General features: G+C 70.6%; 17 protein-coding genes. 5 read left to right on the forward strand and 12 right to left on the reverse strand.

What is annotated here, in order from left to right; translation table 11 throughout:
• Positions 1–47: 47 nt before the first annotated feature.
• From EIZ44_RS43655 to EIZ44_RS43670, 4 genes are all read right to left on the reverse strand, one after another.
• Positions 48–1,580 (reverse strand): bifunctional uroporphyrinogen-III C-methyltransferase/uroporphyrinogen-III synthase, encoded by a 1,533-nt coding sequence (locus EIZ44_RS43655; RefSeq protein WP_037818842.1) that lies wholly within the window; start codon positions 1,578–1,580, stop codon positions 48–50.
• Positions 1,581–1,662: 82 nt separating this feature from the next.
• Positions 1,663–2,610 (reverse strand): hydroxymethylbilane synthase, encoded by a 948-nt coding sequence (hemC, locus tag EIZ44_RS43660; protein ID WP_037818841.1) that lies wholly within the window; start codon positions 2,608–2,610, stop codon positions 1,663–1,665.
• Positions 2,611–3,924, reverse strand: a complete 1,314-nt coding sequence (locus EIZ44_RS43665; RefSeq protein WP_037818840.1) for a glutamyl-tRNA reductase — start codon at positions 3,922–3,924, stop codon at positions 2,611–2,613. It lies immediately after the preceding gene.
• Complete coding sequence (locus EIZ44_RS43670; RefSeq protein WP_037818914.1) at positions 3,925–4,713, reverse strand: redox-sensing transcriptional repressor Rex; 789 nt, start codon at positions 4,711–4,713, stop codon at positions 3,925–3,927.
• 864 nt (positions 4,714–5,577) lie between these two features.
• Here EIZ44_RS43670 and EIZ44_RS43675 point away from each other — a divergent pair.
• Positions 5,578–6,228, forward strand: coding sequence for a hypothetical protein (locus EIZ44_RS43675; RefSeq protein ID WP_134734529.1), 651 nt, complete (start codon positions 5,578–5,580; stop codon positions 6,226–6,228).
• Between the two features lie 48 nt (positions 6,229–6,276).
• Here EIZ44_RS43675 and EIZ44_RS43680 read toward each other — a convergent pair whose 3' ends face one another.
• From EIZ44_RS43680 to EIZ44_RS43690, 3 genes are read right to left on the reverse strand one after another with little or no spacing between them, the layout of a single operon-like run.
• Entirely contained in the window at positions 6,277–7,833 is a 1,557-nt protein-coding gene (locus tag EIZ44_RS43680) for a molybdopterin-dependent oxidoreductase (RefSeq protein ID WP_134734530.1), read from the reverse strand.
• 58 nt (positions 7,834–7,891) lie between these two features.
• Positions 7,892–8,107 carry a glutaredoxin family protein gene (locus EIZ44_RS43685; RefSeq protein ID WP_134734536.1) on the reverse strand — a complete coding sequence of 72 codons (216 nt, stop codon included), beginning with the start codon at positions 8,105–8,107 and terminating at the stop codon, positions 7,892–7,894.
• Between the two features lie 22 nt (positions 8,108–8,129).
• Positions 8,130–9,635, reverse strand: a complete 1,506-nt coding sequence (locus EIZ44_RS43690; protein WP_134734531.1) for an AMP-binding protein — start codon at positions 9,633–9,635, stop codon at positions 8,130–8,132.
• A gap of 281 nt (positions 9,636–9,916) precedes the next feature.
• Between EIZ44_RS43690 and EIZ44_RS43695 the strand changes: the two genes are divergently transcribed.
• The 3 genes from EIZ44_RS43695 (at position 9,917) to EIZ44_RS43705 (ending at position 12,862) form a co-directional block, all read left to right on the forward strand.
• Positions 9,917–10,627: a sigma-70 family RNA polymerase sigma factor gene (locus EIZ44_RS43695; protein ID WP_199818095.1), complete on the forward strand. Its 711-nt coding sequence runs from the start codon at positions 9,917–9,919 to the stop codon at positions 10,625–10,627.
• A 97-nt stretch (positions 10,628–10,724) separates the two neighbouring features.
• A complete protein-coding gene (locus EIZ44_RS43700) occupies positions 10,725–11,813 on the forward strand; it encodes a DUF5667 domain-containing protein (protein ID WP_134734532.1) in 1,089 nt (362 codons plus the stop codon).
• A gap of 140 nt (positions 11,814–11,953) precedes the next feature.
• Positions 11,954–12,862 carry an HAD family hydrolase gene (locus tag EIZ44_RS43705; protein WP_051729659.1) on the forward strand — a complete coding sequence of 303 codons (909 nt, stop codon included), beginning with the start codon at positions 11,954–11,956 and terminating at the stop codon, positions 12,860–12,862.
• Positions 12,863–12,869: 7 nt separating this feature from the next.
• On the opposite strand, the gene EIZ44_RS43710 is transcribed toward EIZ44_RS43705, so the two are convergent.
• Positions 12,870–13,277 carry a RidA family protein gene (locus tag EIZ44_RS43710; protein ID WP_037818834.1) on the reverse strand — a complete coding sequence of 136 codons (408 nt, stop codon included), beginning with the start codon at positions 13,275–13,277 and terminating at the stop codon, positions 12,870–12,872.
• Between the two features lie 61 nt (positions 13,278–13,338).
• Here EIZ44_RS43710 and EIZ44_RS43715 point away from each other — a divergent pair, with 61 nt between their 5' ends.
• Positions 13,339–13,950 (forward strand): TetR/AcrR family transcriptional regulator, encoded by a 612-nt coding sequence (locus EIZ44_RS43715; RefSeq protein ID WP_134734533.1) that lies wholly within the window; start codon positions 13,339–13,341, stop codon positions 13,948–13,950.
• A 3-nt stretch (positions 13,951–13,953) separates the two neighbouring features.
• Here EIZ44_RS43715 and EIZ44_RS43720 read toward each other — a convergent pair whose 3' ends face one another.
• From EIZ44_RS43720 to EIZ44_RS43735, 4 genes are all read right to left on the reverse strand, one after another.
• The gene (locus EIZ44_RS43720) at positions 13,954–14,982 is read right to left on the reverse strand and encodes a lysophospholipid acyltransferase family protein (protein ID WP_134734534.1); all 1,029 of its coding nucleotides are present in this window, start codon (positions 14,980–14,982) and stop codon (positions 13,954–13,956) included.
• Positions 14,979–16,025 (reverse strand): NAD-dependent epimerase/dehydratase family protein, encoded by a 1,047-nt coding sequence (locus EIZ44_RS43725; protein ID WP_134734535.1) that lies wholly within the window; start codon positions 16,023–16,025, stop codon positions 14,979–14,981. Before EIZ44_RS43725 ends, EIZ44_RS43720 begins: the two co-directional genes overlap by 4 nt.
• Positions 16,026–16,286: 261 nt before the next feature.
• Positions 16,287–16,388: a 30S ribosomal protein bS22 gene (locus tag EIZ44_RS43730; RefSeq protein ID WP_007030867.1), complete on the reverse strand. Its 102-nt coding sequence runs from the start codon at positions 16,386–16,388 to the stop codon at positions 16,287–16,289.
• Between the two features lie 143 nt (positions 16,389–16,531).
• Complete coding sequence (locus EIZ44_RS43735; RefSeq protein WP_033291067.1) at positions 16,532–16,747, reverse strand: helix-turn-helix domain-containing protein; 216 nt, start codon at positions 16,745–16,747, stop codon at positions 16,532–16,534.
• Positions 16,748–17,080 lie beyond the last annotated feature (333 nt).

Consider the following 17,080-nt stretch of genomic DNA (forward strand, 5'->3'; position numbering starts at 1 on the left):
CTTGAGGGAATCTGATTCCCTCAAGGAGCCCTTCACGGACCGAAACCTCAGCTGCGCCGAGTCCGCTTGGCCTTGCGCGGCGGCGGCAGCGCGCCCTCCGCCCGCAACCGAGCCGCGTGCTCGGCCAGCGCGTCCACCAGATGCGGCACATCAGCCTTCTCCGGCTGCACATCCACCCGCAGACCGAACTCCACCGCAGTCTCGGCGGTCTTCGGCCCGATGCACGCCACCAGCGTGCGCGTGTGCGGCTTCCCGGCAATCCCGACCAGGTTCCGCACGGTCGACGACGAGGTGAAACAGACCGCGTCGAACCCGCCGGTCTTGATCATCTCGCGGGTCTCGGCTGGCGGCGGCGCGGCCCGCACGGTCCGGTAAGCCGTGACGTCATCGACTTCCCAGCCCCGCTCGACCAGACCGGCCGACAGGATCTCGGTGGCGATGTCCGCGCGCGGCAGCAGGACGCGGTTGACCGGGTCCAGCACGTCGTCGTACGGCGGGAACTCGGCCAGCAGGCCCTCGGACGACTGCTCGCCGGTCGGGACCAGTTCCGGGATGATGCCGAACGAACGCACCTTCGCCGCGGTCGATTCGCCGACGCAGGCGATCTTCACGCCGGAGAACGCGCGCGCGTCGAGACCGAACTCCTCGAACTTCTCCCACACCGCGCGCACCGCGTTGGTGGAGGTGAAGACGATCCACTGGTAGCGGCCGTCGACCAGGCCCTTGACCGAGCGCTCCATCTGCGCCGGGCTGCGGGGCGGCTCGACCGAAATCGTCGGGACCTCGTGCGAGGTCGCGCCGTGGCCGCGCAGCCGCTCGGCCATCTCGCCAGCCTGCTCCTTGGTGCGCGGCACCAGGACCTTCCAGCCGTACAGCGCCCGCGACTCCCACCAGGACAGCTTCGACCGCTGCCCGGCGGCCTGCCCGACCGTCACGACCAGCGGGCCGACCAGCTCGCCCGCGTCGTTCGCGACCGAGGCCAGCGTGGTGTCCAGCGTGCGCTGGGTGTTGATGGTGCCGTTCGCGGTGACCGCGACCGGGGTGGTCGGGGGCAGCCCCTTCTCGGTGAGCTGGCTCGCCGCCTCGGCCAGGTGCGCCGAGGTCGCGTGCAGCACGATCGGGCCGGGGACCGCGGCCAGCGCGCCCCAGTCGACCTCGCCGCGGACGTCCGCCTCGGTGTAGGTGCCGCCGAGCGCGACCCCCGCGTACGCGGGCACCGCGGTGCCCGGCGCGACGCCCGGGATGACGTCGAACACGGCCGAGGTGCGGGCGACGGCCTGGACCTCGGCCACGACGGCCGGGCTGGTCAGCGGGTCGCCGGAGACCAGCCGCAGCGCGAGCCGGCCTGCCTTGGCCTCGGCGGTCAGGTCCTTCGCGACGTCGGACGGTTCGCCGACGGCGGGGCGGACCTCGGCGCCGGGGGCGGCGAAGGCGAGCACGCTGGCGGGCACGTCCGGGTCGGTCACCACGACCTCGGCCTTGGCCAGGAGTTCCTGGGCGCGGACGGTGAGCAGCCCGGCGTCCCCGGGGCCCGAGCCCACGAAGGCGACGCGCCCGGCGGTCTTGCGAGCAGGGGTCATCGTTGGTGTTCTTCTCCTCTTGGGCGGCCGGTGCTCCGGCCGCTGGTGTCGGGCAGGTCGTGCGGGTCGGTGACGGCTGGCGTCACAGCGCGGGGCCGAGCAGCGCCCCGGCTCCCAGGTCAAGCAGTTCGGCGGCCAGTTCCCGGCCGAGCTTCTCCGCCTCGCCGATCCCGGCGATCGCGGACGCCCGCACCATGTCGACGCCGCCGTTCTCGCCTTCGACGGCAGCGGTGCCGCGCAGCGAGATGCGTTCCACCACCGCGCCCTCGTCGTCGAGGTCCTCGACGATCTCGGCGAGCGCGCCCACCGGCGCGCTGCACCCGGCTTCGAGCGCGGCGAGCAGAGCCCGTTCGGCCGTCACCGCGACCCGCGTGCTCTCGTCGTCCACCGCGGACGCGAGCAGGTGCTCGATGTCCACGTCGGCGGCCCGGCACTCCAGCGCCAGCGCCCCCTGCGCGGGGGCGGGCAGCATCTGGATCGGGTCGAGGGTTTCGGTGATCTCGTCCACCCGGCCGACCCTGGCCAGTCCGGCACGCGCGAGCACCACGGCATCCAGCTCGCCGTCGGTCACCTTGCGCATGCGGGTATCGATATTGCCTCGGATCGGCACGATTTCCAAACCGAGACCCAGCGCGCGCAGCTGCGCCATCCGCCGGGCCGCGCCGGTGCCGACCTTCGCGCCCGGCGGAAGCTCGCCGAGGGTGAGGCCGTCGCGCGCGATCAGCGCGTCGCGCGGGTCCTCGCGCGGCGGCACCGCGGCCAGCACGAGGCCGTCCTCGGGCGCGGTGGGCAGGTCCTTGTACGAGTGCACGGCGACGTCGATCTCGTTGCGCAGCAACGCTTCCCGCAGCGCCGAGGTGAACACGCCGACCCCGATCTGCGAGATCGGGGCGCTGGAGAGGTCGCCGGGGGTGGTGACGGTGACGATCTCCACCTCCGCCCCGGTGGCGCGGATGGTGTCGGCGACGATGCCGGTCTGCGCGAGGGCGAGCTTGCTGCCCCGCGTGCCGATGCGAATGACTCTGGTCACTTACCGCTTCTTCTCGGATTCCGGCGCTGTCGGGCTCGCCACGGCCGCAGGAGCCTGCGGGTCGAGGCAGAACAGTTCCCGCAACGCGTTGGCGTAGTCGGTGTCGGCCGTCTCGGCGGCCAGCTGCTTGACCCGCACCGTCGGCGCGTGCAGCAGCTTGTCGACCACGCGGCGAACCGTGCGGCCGACCTCTTCGCGAACCTGGCTGTCGAGTTCCGGCAGCCGGTTGTCCAGGCGGAGCAGCTCCGCGTCCACGACCTCGGCCGCGCGCCTGCGCAGCGCGGTGACCGTCGGCGTGACCTCGGCACTGCGCTGTCCGGCGAGGTACTCGCGCACCTCGTCGAGCACGATGCCGTTGGCTTTGGCGGTCTGCCGCTCGGTGGTCGGGGCTCCGGCGTCGCGCATGCGGCGCTGGATCGTCTCCAGGTCGACCACGGTGACGTCGGCGAGTTCGGCGACCGCGGGGTCGACGTCCTTGGGCAGCCCGAGGTCGCAGACGACCAGCCGCCGGCCGGCGCGCGCGGGCACGTGCCCGGCGAGGAAGACCGCGTCCTGCGCACCGGTGCACGCCACGACGAGATCGGCCAGTTCGACCGCGTCCGCGAGTTCAGTCAGCGGCACCGAACGAGCCGGGATCCCCTCCGCGACGACCTTCTCGGCCAGCCGGGCGGCGTTGGCTTCGGTGCGGTTGGCCACGGTGATCTCGGCGATCCCGGCCTTGCGCAGCTGGGCGGCGGCGAGCGCGCCCATCGAACCGGCCCCGACGATCAGCGCGTGCTTGCCCGCGATGTCCCCCGCGGCGGCCAGCGCCTCGGACACGACGGACGCGCCGAGCTGGTCGAGCCCGGTCTCGGAGTGCACGCGCTTGCCGACGCGCAGCGTGGTCTGGATCAGCTCGTGCAGTGTGCGGCCGACGGTGCCGGCGTCGCGCGCGGTCGCGTACGAGGACCGGACCTGGCCGAGGATCTGCGTCTCGCCGACCACCATCGAGTCGAGGCCCGAGGCGACGGAGAACAGGTGCTCGACGGCCGCGCCCGCGTAGTGCACGTACAGGCTGTCGTACAGCTCGGCGGGCTCCATCCCGGCCTTGCGGGAGAGCACCTCCGAGACGTCGTTGACGCCGCCGTGGAACGTCTCGACCACGGCGTAGACCTCGATGCGGTTGCACGTCGAGACGAGCATGACCTCGCTGATGTGCTCCGCCTGCTGCAGGTCGTGCAGGACCTTGGTCAGCTCGTCCGCGGGGATCGCCGCGCGCTCGAGCGTGCCGAGATCCGCACTGCGATGGGAGAGCCCGACCGCCAACACGCTCATTCAGCGCACCACCATTCCGAGACCGCCGTCCGTACCGGCGCCGTTTCGTCCGCTCCCATTGTCGGCGGGCCCGCCGGCGCCGGGTAACCCGGTATTCCCCCGGTTTTCCCCGGCGGATGCCGCGCTGTCGGCGCGCCGAGCCACGTGGAACGAGAGGATCTGCAGCTCGACGGCCAGGTCGACCTTGCGGACCTCGACGTGTGCCGGCACCTGGAGCACTACCGGCGCGAAGTTGAGGATGCACTGGACGCCGCCTGCTACCAGCCTGTCGCACACCGACTGCGCGGCGGTAGGAGGTGTGGCGATGATCCCCACGGAAATCTCCCTTTCGGAGCAAACGCGAGGAATGTCGTCCATGTGGGAGACCGGGAGACCCCCTACGGGGACGCCGATCAGATCGGGGTCGAGGTCGAAGAGCGCTTCGACCGGGAAGCCGCGGCCGGGGAATCCGCCGTAGTTGGCGAGCGCGTGGCCGAGGTTGCCGATCCCGACCACGGCGACCCGGTGCTGCCGGGTGAGGCCGAGGATCCGCTCGATCTGGCTGACGAGCACCTGCACCTCGTAGCCGACGCCGCGGGTGCCGTACGAGCCCAGGTAGGAGAGGTCTTTGCGGAGCTTGGCGGAGTTCACGCCCGCCGCGGCGGAGAGTTCCTCGCTGGAGACGGTGGTCGCGCCCTGTTCGGCCAATCCGGAGAGGATCCGCAGGTAGACGGCCAGCCGGGCGACGGCGGCCTCCGGAATCTGCTTCGCGCGGACCGCGGTGTCCTCCGCATCGGAGACGGCGGGCATCTCGGCGGTAGGCGCGTTGTCGGCGTCCGGGGCTGGGCGGGAGGTGCGGGCGGCGCGGCGGGTGCGGGGTTTGGCGTCGCTCTCCGCTTCGGCCTGGGTTTCAGCCTGGGCTTCGGCGGCGGCCCGGGTGCTCGCCCGGCTGGCGCGGCCGTTGCCATTGCCGTTACTGGACGCGGCCCGGCCATTCCCGGAGACGCGCCCGTTGCCCGCCGCGTGCTCGCCGCCGCCAGCGACCTGGTCGTCCCCGTTCTCCGTGCCCGCCGAGTTTCCGTTGCGCGCCAAGCCGTTCTCGCTCACCGTGGCTCGACGGCGGCTGCCCGCGGCGTGCCGTCCACCGGACCGGCGCGCGGCAGGCGGGGCGGATTCGGCGACGTCGGATTCGTCGCGGGGAGGCGTGGCCGGCGGTTCGGCACCGCTGCGCCCGCCCCGCTGTGTCACCACGCTGACTTCTCCTCAATCCGGCTTCGTGCCCGCGCTGTCCCCCACCTGCCTTGACCGGCAGTGGAAAACCAACCCTTGACCCCACGGCTTCCGTCCGGTTCGATGCCGGTCCTCGCGGGGACGGGTTCCTACGGTAGTCCACTTGTGAACGCATGCACAAAGTCACTGGTCATCCGCATGACCAGAAGCACAACGAAGCCTGCGGTCCGCCTGTAAGCGCACTTCCGATGACGATCTTCAGTTGCCTCGCCATCGGCCCGTCCGAACGGCCAGCACCAACCTGCTGCGAGGCAGACTCAGCAGCCGCAAGCTGCGGCACGCCCGCACCCGCGTTAAGACGTAACCCCTTCGGGCAGCGGCTAAAGTTATCCAGTCGTTGCCGGGATGACAGCCACCAACCATCACCTTATTCGGGAGCAACTCGTGAGTCAGTGGCTGCTAGGCATCCCTTCCGTAGTTTTGATCGGCGGTTACGCGTACTGGTACTTCCGCAACTACCGCAAACGCCGCGACCAGTACGCCGCCGCGGCGGCCGAGCATGGTTGGGCCTACCAAGAGCGGGACCGCGACCTTCTCGGCCGTTGTCACGGGTATCCGTTCAACGATGGGCGGCGTCCTCGGGCTTGGCACGTCGTCACCGGAACGAACGGCGATCGCGAATTCACGTCGTTCGAGTACAGCGCCGTCTTTGGCCATGACGACGCTGAGTCAAGCGATCGCGCCGAGCGGCAGTTCACCCAGGTCTTCGCCCTCCAGTTACCTGGGGCGGCACCAGACCTGACCGTCCGGCCGCGCGGCATGCTCAGGCAGTTGGCCCATGGCCTCAAGACCAGCTCCAGCGGCGGTTCCGACTTCGATCGGGGTTGGGCGGTCGATGGGGCGCCTGCCGACCTCACCCCGCAGGTCCGGAGCTGGGTCACCACACACCGCCAGCCGTTCCGGCTTGTCGCGGGCCAGTTGTGGACGTGGGCAGACGGTCGCATGGACCTCGCCCGCATCGAACCGGCTCTCAATGACCTACACCAGCTCGCCGACGCGCTCAGCCGCCAACTGCCTCCGCCCCGCATCAGCTAGCGGCGGGCACCACGCCTGAGGCTGTCCCGGCTCTTCGCAGGTCTAGGTTCACACCGCGGTGAACGGCACCTTGTGCCATCCAGTCGCACCGTCCGGCACCGGGTCCGCAGGATGGTCAGTCTGCGTGTACCCGGACTGGTCCGTCGCCCGCACCGTCACCGTGTGGCTGCCCGGCGGCACCGGCACCTCGGCCCACCACATCCGCCACGTGTCCTTGTTGACCTCGGCCGACAGCGTCGCCGGGACCCACGCGCCCTGGTCCACGCGTACTTCCACCTTCGCGATCCCGACGTGCTGCGCCCACGCCGTCCCCGCGACCCGGACCTTGCCCGCGCGCACCGACGTGCCGTCGCCCGGTGCGTCGATTCGCGATTCGGTCTTGATCGGGGCCTGTTCCGCCCAGCCGCGCTGCAGCCAGTACGCCTGCCGCGCGTCCCAGGTCGTGAACTCCAGGTCAGTAACCCATTTGGTCGCCGAGACGTAGCCGTACAGCCCGGGGATCACGATCCGCGCCGGGAAGCCGTGCTCGACCGGCAGCGGCTCGCCGTTCATGCCGATCGCGAGCATCGCGCCGCGCGCCGGGTCGAACGCGACGTTGGCCGGGGTGCCGCAGGTGAACCCGTCGACGCTGGTCGCGTACATCTGCTGCGCGCCCGCCTGCACGCCAGCCGCGTCCAGCAGGTCGACCAGGTCGACGCCGATGAAGTTCGCGGTGGAGATCAGGTCGCCGCCGACCTCGTTGGAGACGCAGGTGAGCGTCACCGTCCGCTCGATCAGCGGCCGGTTCCGGATGTCCGCGTAGGAAAAGCTCACCTCGCGGTCGACCATGCCGTGGATCTTGAGAGTCCAGTCCTCGGCCCGCACCTGCGGCACGACGAACGCGGTGTCGATCCGGTAGAAACTCCCGTTCGGCGTGATGAACGGCGGCGAGCCGAGCTTGTGGAAATCCGCGTCCGGCGGCAGCGGCGGAGCCTTCTTCGCGGCGACCAGCGGACCGATCGACGCGCGCGAACCGGTCGCGCTGCTGGTGGTGGACACGACCTCGCCGACGATCGCCGCCACCCCGGCGCCGGCCGCGATTCCCGCGCCGCGCTGCAGGACCTGGCGACGGCTGAGCCCTTGCCGCGGTTCGGTTTCCGCCGGCAGCGCGCGTTTGTGCAACCAGCTGAACACCAGCAGCGAAGCGCCCAGCGCCAGCACCGGAGACAGCAACGCGAGCTGTCCGACGTCCGTGCGCTCGAACACCGCGAAGATCCCGAACGCGCCCACCAAGACCACCAGCAGCTGGCCGGGCAGCGCACGACGGCGCGAAAGCTGTCCGGCGAGCACCGCGAACGCCAGCAGCACCACAGCCAGGCCGATCTTGAGCACGGTCTTGTCGGCGGTCCCGATCGTCTGCTCCGCCCACACCACGACGGCGTGCGGGCTGTGCGCGATGACGAAGTCCGCGACCGCGACGAACGGCGACGCGTTGTACCCGACAAATCCGGCAACCAGATGCCCCACGCCCAGCGCGACGGCCAGTGAGACCAGCCCGATGAAGGTCGCGATGCCCAGCGACAGGCGCGGCCGGACGGTCGGCGGGGCTTCTTTCAACGCACTCACCCCACCATCTTCGGCGGGTCCGGGCGGGTCCGGCCCGTTCAAAGCGCTTACGGGTTGCTTACCGCAGTGCCGCGCGCAGCCGTTCTTCCTCGACGCGCCAGTACCCGTGCTCGACCCCGTCGATCAGGATCACCGGCACCTGGTCGCCGTATTCGGCCCGCCATTCCGGGTCGCTGTCGACGTCCGCGGTCTCCCACGGCACGCCCAGCTCGCCGCAGACCCGCGCGACGTCCGCCTCGGCCACGTCGCACAGGTGGCATCCTTCGCGGCTCATCACGGTCACTTTGTGCACAGGATCAGCGTAGCTTCAGCCGGCGCAGCTTCCCGGTCGCCGAATGCGGCAACGTCTCCGCGAACTCGACGGTGTGCGGCACCTTGTACCCGGCGAGATGCGCGGTGCACTGGTCCACCACCTGCTGCTCCGACAGTGCCGCGCCCTCGGCAGGCACCACGACCGCCTTCACCGCTTCGCCGCTTCGCTCGTCGACCACGCCAACGACGGCGGCCTCAGCTACCCCGGGCAGCTGCGAGATCACTTCCTCGACCTCGTGCGGGAAGACGTTGAACCCGTTGACGATGATCAAGTCGTTGGCCCGGTCGACCAGGTGCAGATCGCCGTCGGAGTCGAGGTAGCCGACGTCGCCGGTCCGGAACCAGCCCTCGGCGTCCGGGCCGTGCGCACCGTCCGGCCAGTACCCGGAGAAGAGGTTGGCACCGCGCACCGACACCAGCCCGGTGCTGCCGCCCGCCTCGAACACATCGTCCGGCTCTTCGGGATCGAGCGGCAACTCGTCCGCGGACCCGTCCGACTCCACCAGCCGCAGCTCGATGCCGGGCAGGGGACGTCCGACCGATCCGGGCTTCGGATAGCCGGTGACCAGCGTCGACGTCACAACCGGCGCGCATTCGGTGAGCCCGTAGCCCTCGTACACGTCGACCCCGGCGGCTTCGCGGATCGCCGCGAGCACCTTGGGGTGCAACGGCGCGGCACCGGACGTCAGCCGTTTCACCGTCGCCAGGCCATGAGCCAGCTCTTCGGGGTCGAGCGCGGCGAATTCGTTGTACATCGCGGGCACGCCGGTGATCGCCGTGACGCCATGCTCGGCGCAGTCCTGGAGCGTCCGCCGGGCTTCGAAGCGTTCGGACAGCACCAGCGTCGCGCCGACGGCCGTGGCCATGAGCAGGCCCGGGCCGAGACCGTAGACATGGAAGAGCGGGATCGAGACCAGCACCCGGTCGTCGTGCTCGGTCACTCCGTCCACTTGGGACAGCTGATCGAGGTTCGCCAGCAGCGCGCGGTGCGACAGCAGCACTCCGCGCGGCGGACCGGTCGTGCCGGACGTGTACGAGATGACCGCGATGTCCTCGCCGGACCGGCCGAGGTCGACCGCGTCGCCCGGCTCGTCGTCGCGCGGCGGCAGGCCGGCGATGCCCTCGGGCAGTTCGGCGTCGTCGCGCTGCACCACACGTTTCGCGCCGCAGTGCTCCAGCAGCCGTTCAAGTTCAGGTGCGGGGGCCTGCGGAGAGAGCGGGACGGCGATTCCGCCCGCGCGTAGCACCGCGAACAGGGCGACCGCGAAGTCAGCCGACGTCGGGAGCCGCAGCACCACCGGGTCGCCCGGCGCGACGCCGGAGGACACCAGCCGGCGTGCTTGCGCGTGCGCCGCGTCGTCGAGCTCTCGCCAGGTCAGCATGGCACCCGTGCCCGTCTCGGTGATCGCCGTGCGATCCGGCCAGCGGCTGGCCGCATCGGCGAGCAGGCCGGCGACGCCGTGGGCGGTGCTGATCCGGTCCACCCCCACCCCTCTCGTTCCGTTGCGGATTCGTCATCTTGTCACCCGTAATGGGGATGCTGCGCGATCGTCGCACCTCTGCCTGACCGGGACACTACCTACTTCGCGGTAACAACACGTATGCTGCACTGCGTCGCCGGGTGGCGTTGATCACTACCGGGTGACCCGAGCAAGGGAGTCGTCGTGCCGAAGCCGCCGGTCCACGAGGGTGTGGGACACGCGCCGAGGCACGCCCGCACGCCCTCGGGTACGCGCCCGGCCGCACCAGGGACCGCCGGAGGTGCCGCCCGATGAGCCGTCCGATCACCCTGTCCGCCGCTCCGCACCGCGGTCCGGTCTCGATGTTCGCCGACCGCGTGTTCGGCTCGCCCGCGGCCGCCGTGCCGCTGCCCAAGGCCGACGCCGAACCGGATCCCGCCGAGGTCGCGAAGGCCGAGGCGTGGGAACTGGTGCGGGCCGCGCAAGCGGGCGAGTCCTCCGCGTTCGGCCAGCTGTACGACCGGTACGTCGACGTCGTCTACCGCTACGCGCTCTTCCGCCTCGGCGACCGCGACCTGGCCGAGGACGTCACCAGCGAGACCTTCCTGCGCGCGCTGCGCCGGATCACGTCGGTCAGCTACCAGGGCCGCGACGTCGGCGCGTGGTTCGTCACCATCGCCCGCAACCTGATCCTCGACCACGTGAAGTCCAGCCGGTTCCGGCTCGAGGTCGTCACCGACGAGGTCGCCGAACCGGGCGGCGTGCCCGGCGGACCGGTCGGCCCGGTCGCCCAGGCCGGGCCCGAACAGCAGGCGATCGCGGGCGCGACCAGGGCCGAACTGCTGCGCTGCGTCGCCGAACTGGGCGAGGACCAGCGCGAATGCATCGTGCTGCGGTTCCTCCAGGGGCTGTCGGTCGCGGAGACCGCGCAGATCATGGACCGCAACGAGGGCGCGGTGAAGGCACTGCAGCACCGGGCGGTCCGGCGGCTCGCGCAGCTGCTGCCCACCGGCTTGCGTTGATCGTTCAACGAACAGCCGTAACTTTTTCGGCTTCTTAATCGTTTCTCACCCAGACCGGCGGTCAGGGCCGGGCGTTGGGTGGAGACGGAGCAGCACCGTGGGCGTGCCCGGGTGGTTTTCGCGTGGTCGGACCGAGAGCGAACGGTTCGACGACGCGATCGATGCTTCCCCCGGACAGCGGCCGGAAGAATTCGCCGAAGAGCTGGCACTGGTCGGCGCCCTGCGCGAACTGGGCCAAGCTGGCGCCCCCGATCCAGCCACCCGAGCCCGGATCCGCGCCGAGATCGAAGGCCGCATCGGCGAACCGCTCCCCCGCCGCCGGTGGCGGCCGCGAATGGCCGACCTCGCCGCCGCGGGCATCGCGCTGATCCTCGGCCTTGGCGGGCTCACGCTGTTGCTTTCGCGAGACGCCTTGCCCGGAGACGCGCTGTACAGCGTGAAGCGAGCCGGAGAAGTGACGTCGCTCGGCCTGACCTTCGGCGACGAAGCCAAGGCCGAGAAACACCTCAAGTTCGCCGCGAACCGCGTCACCGAACTGGGCCGGATGAGCGACGCCAGCCCGTCGGCGTACCAAACCGCGCTGCACGATTTCGGCAGCGACGTCCGCGCGGGCGTGTCCGAACTCACCGAGCTGGCGACGACGAGCGGCAACCGCACGCGGCTGACGTCGCTGGAATCGTGGGCGCAGAGCCAATCGAGGCAACTGGAGTCGGAGCAGGCCGACGTCCCGGCGTCCGCCCTCGCGGATCTCCAGCAGGCACGCCTCCTGCTCGACCGGGTACAGCAGCGGACTTCCGCGCTGGGCTCGCGGCTGAGCTGCTACCAGATCACCACCGGCACCACGGACGAACTCGGCCTCCTCCCGGCGCGCGGCGCGTGCACCCAGCAACCGCTGTCACCCGGCGGCTCCACGCCGACCAGCCCGCCGCCTGCTGCCGGGACGAGCGTCCCGCCGACGGACTCCCCGCTGCCCGTGCGCTCAGTCTCGTCACCGACGCTGAGCGACCCGAGCACGCCGACCCCGACGCCGACCTCGCCCCAGATCCCGCACCCGCCGGTCCCGCCGAGCGTCCCGCCGCCGATCACCGCCCCCACCACACCCCGGATCCCAACCCGGCCCGCACCCCCGCCGGTCGTCTCGATCCCGCCGTTGCTGCCTGGACTGCCGCCGATCGTCATCGGCTGACACCAAGGTCAGCGACGTGCGTCACCCCGGAACGCAACCCCTGTCCGAGGCGCGGGCCACATCTCCAACGGGTGAGTCGCGCGGTCGCTACCCTGTGCTGCAGGACCCGGTCGGCGTCGTCCGCCGGGACGTGCCCGAACCTGGAGGCGGTGTGCGTGTCAGCTTGGCGTGGCAAGGATAAGAGTCAGGAACTGGAGCGGCTCGCCACGCTCGCCGGAGAAGCGTCGGCGGAGGCCGCGTCCTCCTCGGCGCAGCTGGCGACGACGGTTCCGCCCGCGCCGCCGGACCTCACCGCGGGCGCCTTCTTCGACGTTGACAACACGATGATGATGGGCGCGTCGATCTTCTACTTCGCCCGCGGGCTCGCCGCGCGCAAGTTCTTCACCTCGGCCGACCTCGCCGGTTTCGTGTGGGACCAGGTCAAGTTCCGCATCGGCGGGCGCGAGAACAAGGCCGACATCAAGACCCACCGCGAGCGCGCGCTGTCCTTTGTGGCCGGTCGTACGGTCGAGGAGCTCACCACGATGAGCGAGGAGATCTACGACGAGCTGATGGCGGACAAGATCTGGTCCGGCACCCGCGCGCTCGCGCAGATGCACCTCGACGCGGGCCAGCGCGTGTGGCTCGTCACGGCGACCCCGATCGAACTCGCCGCGATCATCTCCCGCCGCCTCGGGCTCACCGGCGCGCTCGGCACGGTCGCGGAAACCAAGGACGGCGTCTACACCGGACGGTTGGTCGGCGACATGCTGCACGGCCGCGCGAAGGCCCACGCGGTCCGCGCGCTCGCGTCGCGGGAGGGCCTGAACCTCAAGCGCTGCACGGCTTATTCGGATTCGCAGAACGACGTGCCGATGCTGTCGGTCGTCGGCACCGCGGTCGCGGTCAACCCGGACAGCGGCCTGCGCGACGTCGCCCGTGCCCGCGGCTGGGAAATCCGCGACTTCCGCACCGGCCGCAAAGCCGCCCGCATCGGCGTCCCGTCCGTACTCGGCGCGGGCGCGGTCGCGGGGGCGGTTGCCGCGGGGATGGCGTACCGCCGCCGCTGAAACCGGATCAGTCCAGCACCGCGGTCGCCTCGACCTCGACCAGCAGGTCCGGTTCGGCCAAGAACGCCACGCCGATCCCGGTCAACGGGGCCTGAATGCTGACGCCCAGCTTCTTCTCCGCCCGCTGCACGCCCTCGACGAACTCGCCCATCTTCTCCGGCGACCACTCGACGAAATACACGGTCAGCCGCGCGACATCCGCGAACGTGGCGCCCACCTCGGCCAGCGCCGCGGCCACGTTCAGGTAAGCCTGCTCGACCTGCGCGGCCAGGTCCCCTTCCCCGACGTGCCCGCCGTCCGCGGTCCGCGCGACCTGCCCGGCGAGGTACACCGTCCGCGAGCCGGTCGCGACGGACACCTGCCGGTAGAGGCCGACCTGCGGCAGCGAAGCGGGATTGACCAGGGTGACGGCCATGTTTCCTCCTGAAGGTCCTCGGTCTTCAAAACATAGCATTGCAATGCTATAGTATGCCGCCATGGCGAGGGCGAAAGATCCGGCAGTGCGCACCTTGCTGCTCGAACGGGCAGCGCAGATGCTCCGCACCCGCGAACCGATCACCCTGCGCTCGCTCGTGACCGGCACCGGAGTGTCGACGATGGCCGTCTACACGCACTTCGACAGCATGGACGGGCTGTGGAAAGCCTTGCGGCAGGAAGGTTTTACCCGGCTGGCGCACCGGATGGCCGAGGTCCGCCAGTCCGCCGATCCGGTACGCGACCACGCCGCGCTGATCTCCGCCTACCTCGGCAACGCGCTGACCCACCCGGACCTGTACCGCGTGATGTTCGACGCCAACTTCGACCTGGAAGACGCCCAAGCCGCAGACGACACCCTCGAATACCTGGTGCAAGCCGCCGCCCGCGGCCGCGACACGGGCCGGTACCGCGAAGGCCTCGACGCGCTCGAACTCGCCACGCAAAGCTGGGCCATCGCGCACGGTCTGGTCTCGCTGGTCGCGAACGGTCCCCTGCCGCGCGGCACGCTCGAGCACGGCGCGGCCTTGCTGACCGCGCTGTTCGTCAGCGTCGGCGACGAACCGCGGCGCTGCGAACGCTCAGTGCGCCGAGGCTGGCGCCTGCCCGGCTGAAGCTCAACCCCGGAAAACGCTGCGGCGCTGGGAAAGCCTGCGGTACAGCGAGTGCTGGATCGACTCGCGGACCTGGTCGGTGAGCGTGAACACCAGCATCGGATCGTCGACCGCTTCCGGGCCGTACTCGTCGGTGCGGATCGGTTCGCCGAACTCGATGGTCCACTTCGTCGGCAGCGGCACCGCGCCGAGCGGGCCCAGCAGCGGGAAGAACGGCGTGACCGGGAAGTACGGCAGTCCGAGCAGCCGGGCCAGCACCTTGAGCTCGCCGATCTTCGGATACGTCTCCTCGGCCCCTACCACCGACACCGGGATGATCGGCACGCCCGCGCGCATCGCCGCGGACACGAACCCGCCGCGGCCGAAGCGCTGCAGCTTGTACCGCGCGGAGAACGGCTTCCCGACGCCCTTGAAGCCTTCCGGCCACACGCCGACCAGTTCGCCGTTGGTCAGCAGGCGTTCGGCGTCGGCGTTGCAGGCGAGCGTCTGCCCTGACTTGCGGGCGAACGACCCGACCAGCGGCAGCTTGAACACCAGGTCCGCGCCGAGGCCGCGCAGATGCCGTCCGCCGGTCTCGTCGTGCACCGCGACCGCGGTCATCAGCGCGTCGAGCGGCAAGGTGCCGGAGTGGTTGGACACCAGCAGTGCGCCGCCCGCCTTCGGCAGGTTCTCGACGCCGAACGTGTCGACCCGGAACCACTTCTCGTACAGCGCGCGCAGCGGCGGCAGCACGAGCGTCTCGGTGAGCTCGGCGTCGAAGCCGAACTCGTCCACCTCGTAGTCGCCGGTGAGCCGGTGGCGCAGGAAGGTGAGCGCGCCGCGCACCGATTCCGACAGCGGATCGGCGGCCGGCTCGCGCACCGGACCGGACGGCTGCGCCGGGAACTCCACGACCGGCGCGTCCACCCGCTCCTCGACCGGAGCCGGGGCCTCGGCCGGCTTCTCCCGGCCGGGTCCATGCAGCGGAATGACCTGTGCCTCAGCACTGTTCACGGGATTCGCCTCGCTTCCGGCCCTCGTCGCGTGGTTCATCGGCGCGCCTGCCCGGTGGCGGCGGCCTCGAGCACCTTGCCCGCCAGCCCGGCCAGCGCACCGCCGTCGAGCACCGGACGCAGGCCGCGGCCGGCCACGTAGTCGTCGAACGCCTCGCGGGTGGTCCAGCGGGGCGTGTACCCGAATTCCTTCTTGAGCTTCGTGATGTCGACCGCGCGGCCGAAGTTCAGCAGCCGCACCTGGTCGGCGGAGAAATCGACCAGCCGGGCGCCGCGCAGCAGCTTCCCGACCGACGGCACCACGCCGCGCGGCATCGGCAGCCCGACCCGGCCCGCCCGGCGGATCGCCTGCGACAGGGTCAGCACGCCCTCGGACGCGACGTTGAAGACGCCCTGCCGGTCTTCCAGCGTCGCCATTTCGAGCACTGACAGCGCGTCTGACCCGTGCAGCAGCTGCAGCCGGGAGTCGTAGCCGAAGACGGTCGGCACGACCGGCAGCGAGAAGTACCGGGCCAGCACGGTGTCGACCTCGGGGCCGATGATGTTCGCGAACCGCAGGAGCGTGACGGTCAGGTCCGGGCGGCGGCGGGCGAGCCCGCGCACGTAGCCCTCCATCTCGACCGCGTCCTTCGCGTAGCCGCTGGTCGACGGCGGGATCAGCTCCGAATCCTCGGTGAACACCGCCTGCGAACGCGCGCCCGCGCCGTAGACCGCGGCACTCGACTTCACCACGAGCTTGCGCACCTTCGGCGCGCGCTGGCACGCGGCGAGCAGCCGCATGGTGCCGATGACGTTGACTTCCTTGACCGCGGCGCGCCGGCTCGGCCCGGCCGGATGCGCGGTGCACGAGGTGTGCACGACGGTGTCCACCTCGGCGCTGCTGATCACCTTCGCGATGAGCGGATTGCGGATGTCCGCGCGGACGAACTCGGCGCGGCCCATCCGCTGCTGGACGTCCTTGGACGGCGGGGCGGTGTCGACGCCGATCACCCGCTCGAGATCCGGATGCGCGCCGAGCCTGGCGAGCAGCTTCCCGCCGAGGTCGCCGGCGACTCCGGTGACGAGCACGATGTTCGAGGCCATGGAACTCCCTGATCGGCAGCAGTGTGCAAGACGGAGTGATCACTCGGGGTGCGCGAACCTGCACTCGCTGGAAGCATCGCGCTGATGCACCTGCCATGTTACCGGCCCCGGACACCCTGCTGACCAGGTCTTACCTGGTATTTACGAGGGACGTCCGGATTGCGATACGCGCCTCACTCGATCGGGCGTAGGAGGGTCCGAACATGAGTGTGGCCCGTCCAGAGACTGGACGGGCCACGAAACTCTAGCCGCGCGGACGGCTCACTTGCCGGCCTTGCGCCGCTGCACGCGCGTACGGCGCAGCAGCTTGCGGTGCTTCTTCTTCGACATGCGCTTGCGGCGCTTCTTGATCACGGAACCCATGGGCGCTCCTCTTGGTCGTCGGTCACGCTGCCCGGCGCAGCGTCCAACGGGTGGAGCGCACAGGCACGAGCGGTTTACCAGGTTACTAGCGTCCCGGCGCGGGCTGGTCGGCGGGCATGGTCTGACGCATGCCCGCCGTCGGATCAGCCCACGTCGAAGTAAGCACCCTGCAGATACTCGTGCACCGCTTTTTCCGGCACCCGGAAGGACTTCCCGACTCTGACCGCGGGAAGTTCGCCCGAATGCACCAGGCGGTACACGGTCATCTTCGAGACCCGCATCAGCGTGGCCACTTCGGCGACTGTCAAAAACTGGACCTGCCCTACCGCGGGCAAATCCTCCCTCTTGTTCGGCGACATGTTTACCGCGTCCTTCGACACGTGTCGCGCCACGAGGCTTCCCCACCTGTGGTATCGACACGCACGTGCTCTTCCGAGGGTAGCGGGACAGGTGGGACTCGTGCGACGCCTGTCACCAGGATGGGCCCTCACCTGGGGCTTCGCGTAGCCCGGACGGCGCAGCAGTATCCGATTTGCCGGATTCGGCCCGGTGCGGCGCTACGACATCGGCAGCGCTGAACGGAGCAGCGGACCCGCCGCCGCCCTCCCGGGCCCTGGCTCAAAGCGCCCCAATGCGGCATTGGGTGCGTGCGACGCACCGAACGCCACATTGGGTGCGTCAGATGCACCCAA

Origin of the sequence: Amycolatopsis nivea, from assembly GCF_004522235.1 — a bacterium.
In the GTDB taxonomy this organism is placed as follows: domain Bacteria; phylum Actinomycetota; class Actinomycetes; order Mycobacteriales; family Pseudonocardiaceae; genus Amycolatopsis; species Amycolatopsis nivea.

Bases quoted from the DNA above. Each gene is read 5' to 3' on its own strand.
- EIZ44_RS43725 (WP_134734535.1), bottom strand. From the start codon at position 16,025: ATGGCCTCGAACATCGTGCTCGTCACCGGAGTCGCCGGCGACCTCGGC.
- EIZ44_RS43695 (WP_199818095.1), top strand. From the start codon at position 9,917: ATGAGCCGTCCGATCACCCTGTCCGCCGCTCCGCACCGCGGTCCGGTC.
- EIZ44_RS43720 (WP_134734534.1), bottom strand. From the start codon at position 14,982: ATGAACCACGCGACGAGGGCCGGAAGCGAGGCGAATCCCGTGAACAGT.
- EIZ44_RS43715 (WP_134734533.1), top strand. From the start codon at position 13,339: ATGGCGAGGGCGAAAGATCCGGCAGTGCGCACCTTGCTGCTCGAACGG.
- EIZ44_RS43655 (WP_037818842.1), bottom strand. From the start codon at position 1,580: ATGACCCCTGCTCGCAAGACCGCCGGGCGCGTCGCCTTCGTGGGCTCG.
- EIZ44_RS43665 (WP_037818840.1), bottom strand. From the start codon at position 3,924: ATGAGCGTGTTGGCGGTCGGGCTCTCCCATCGCAGTGCGGATCTCGGC.
- EIZ44_RS43670 (WP_037818914.1), bottom strand. From the start codon at position 4,713: ATGCCCGCCGTCTCCGATGCGGAGGACACCGCGGTCCGCGCGAAGCAG.
- EIZ44_RS43735 (WP_033291067.1), bottom strand. From the start codon at position 16,747: ATGTCGCCGAACAAGAGGGAGGATTTGCCCGCGGTAGGGCAGGTCCAG.
- EIZ44_RS43730 (WP_007030867.1), bottom strand. From the start codon at position 16,388: ATGGGTTCCGTGATCAAGAAGCGCCGCAAGCGCATGTCGAAGAAGAAG.
- EIZ44_RS43685 (WP_134734536.1), bottom strand. From the start codon at position 8,107: ATGAGCCGCGAAGGATGCCACCTGTGCGACGTGGCCGAGGCGGACGTC.
- EIZ44_RS43710 (WP_037818834.1), bottom strand. From the start codon at position 13,277: ATGGCCGTCACCCTGGTCAATCCCGCTTCGCTGCCGCAGGTCGGCCTC.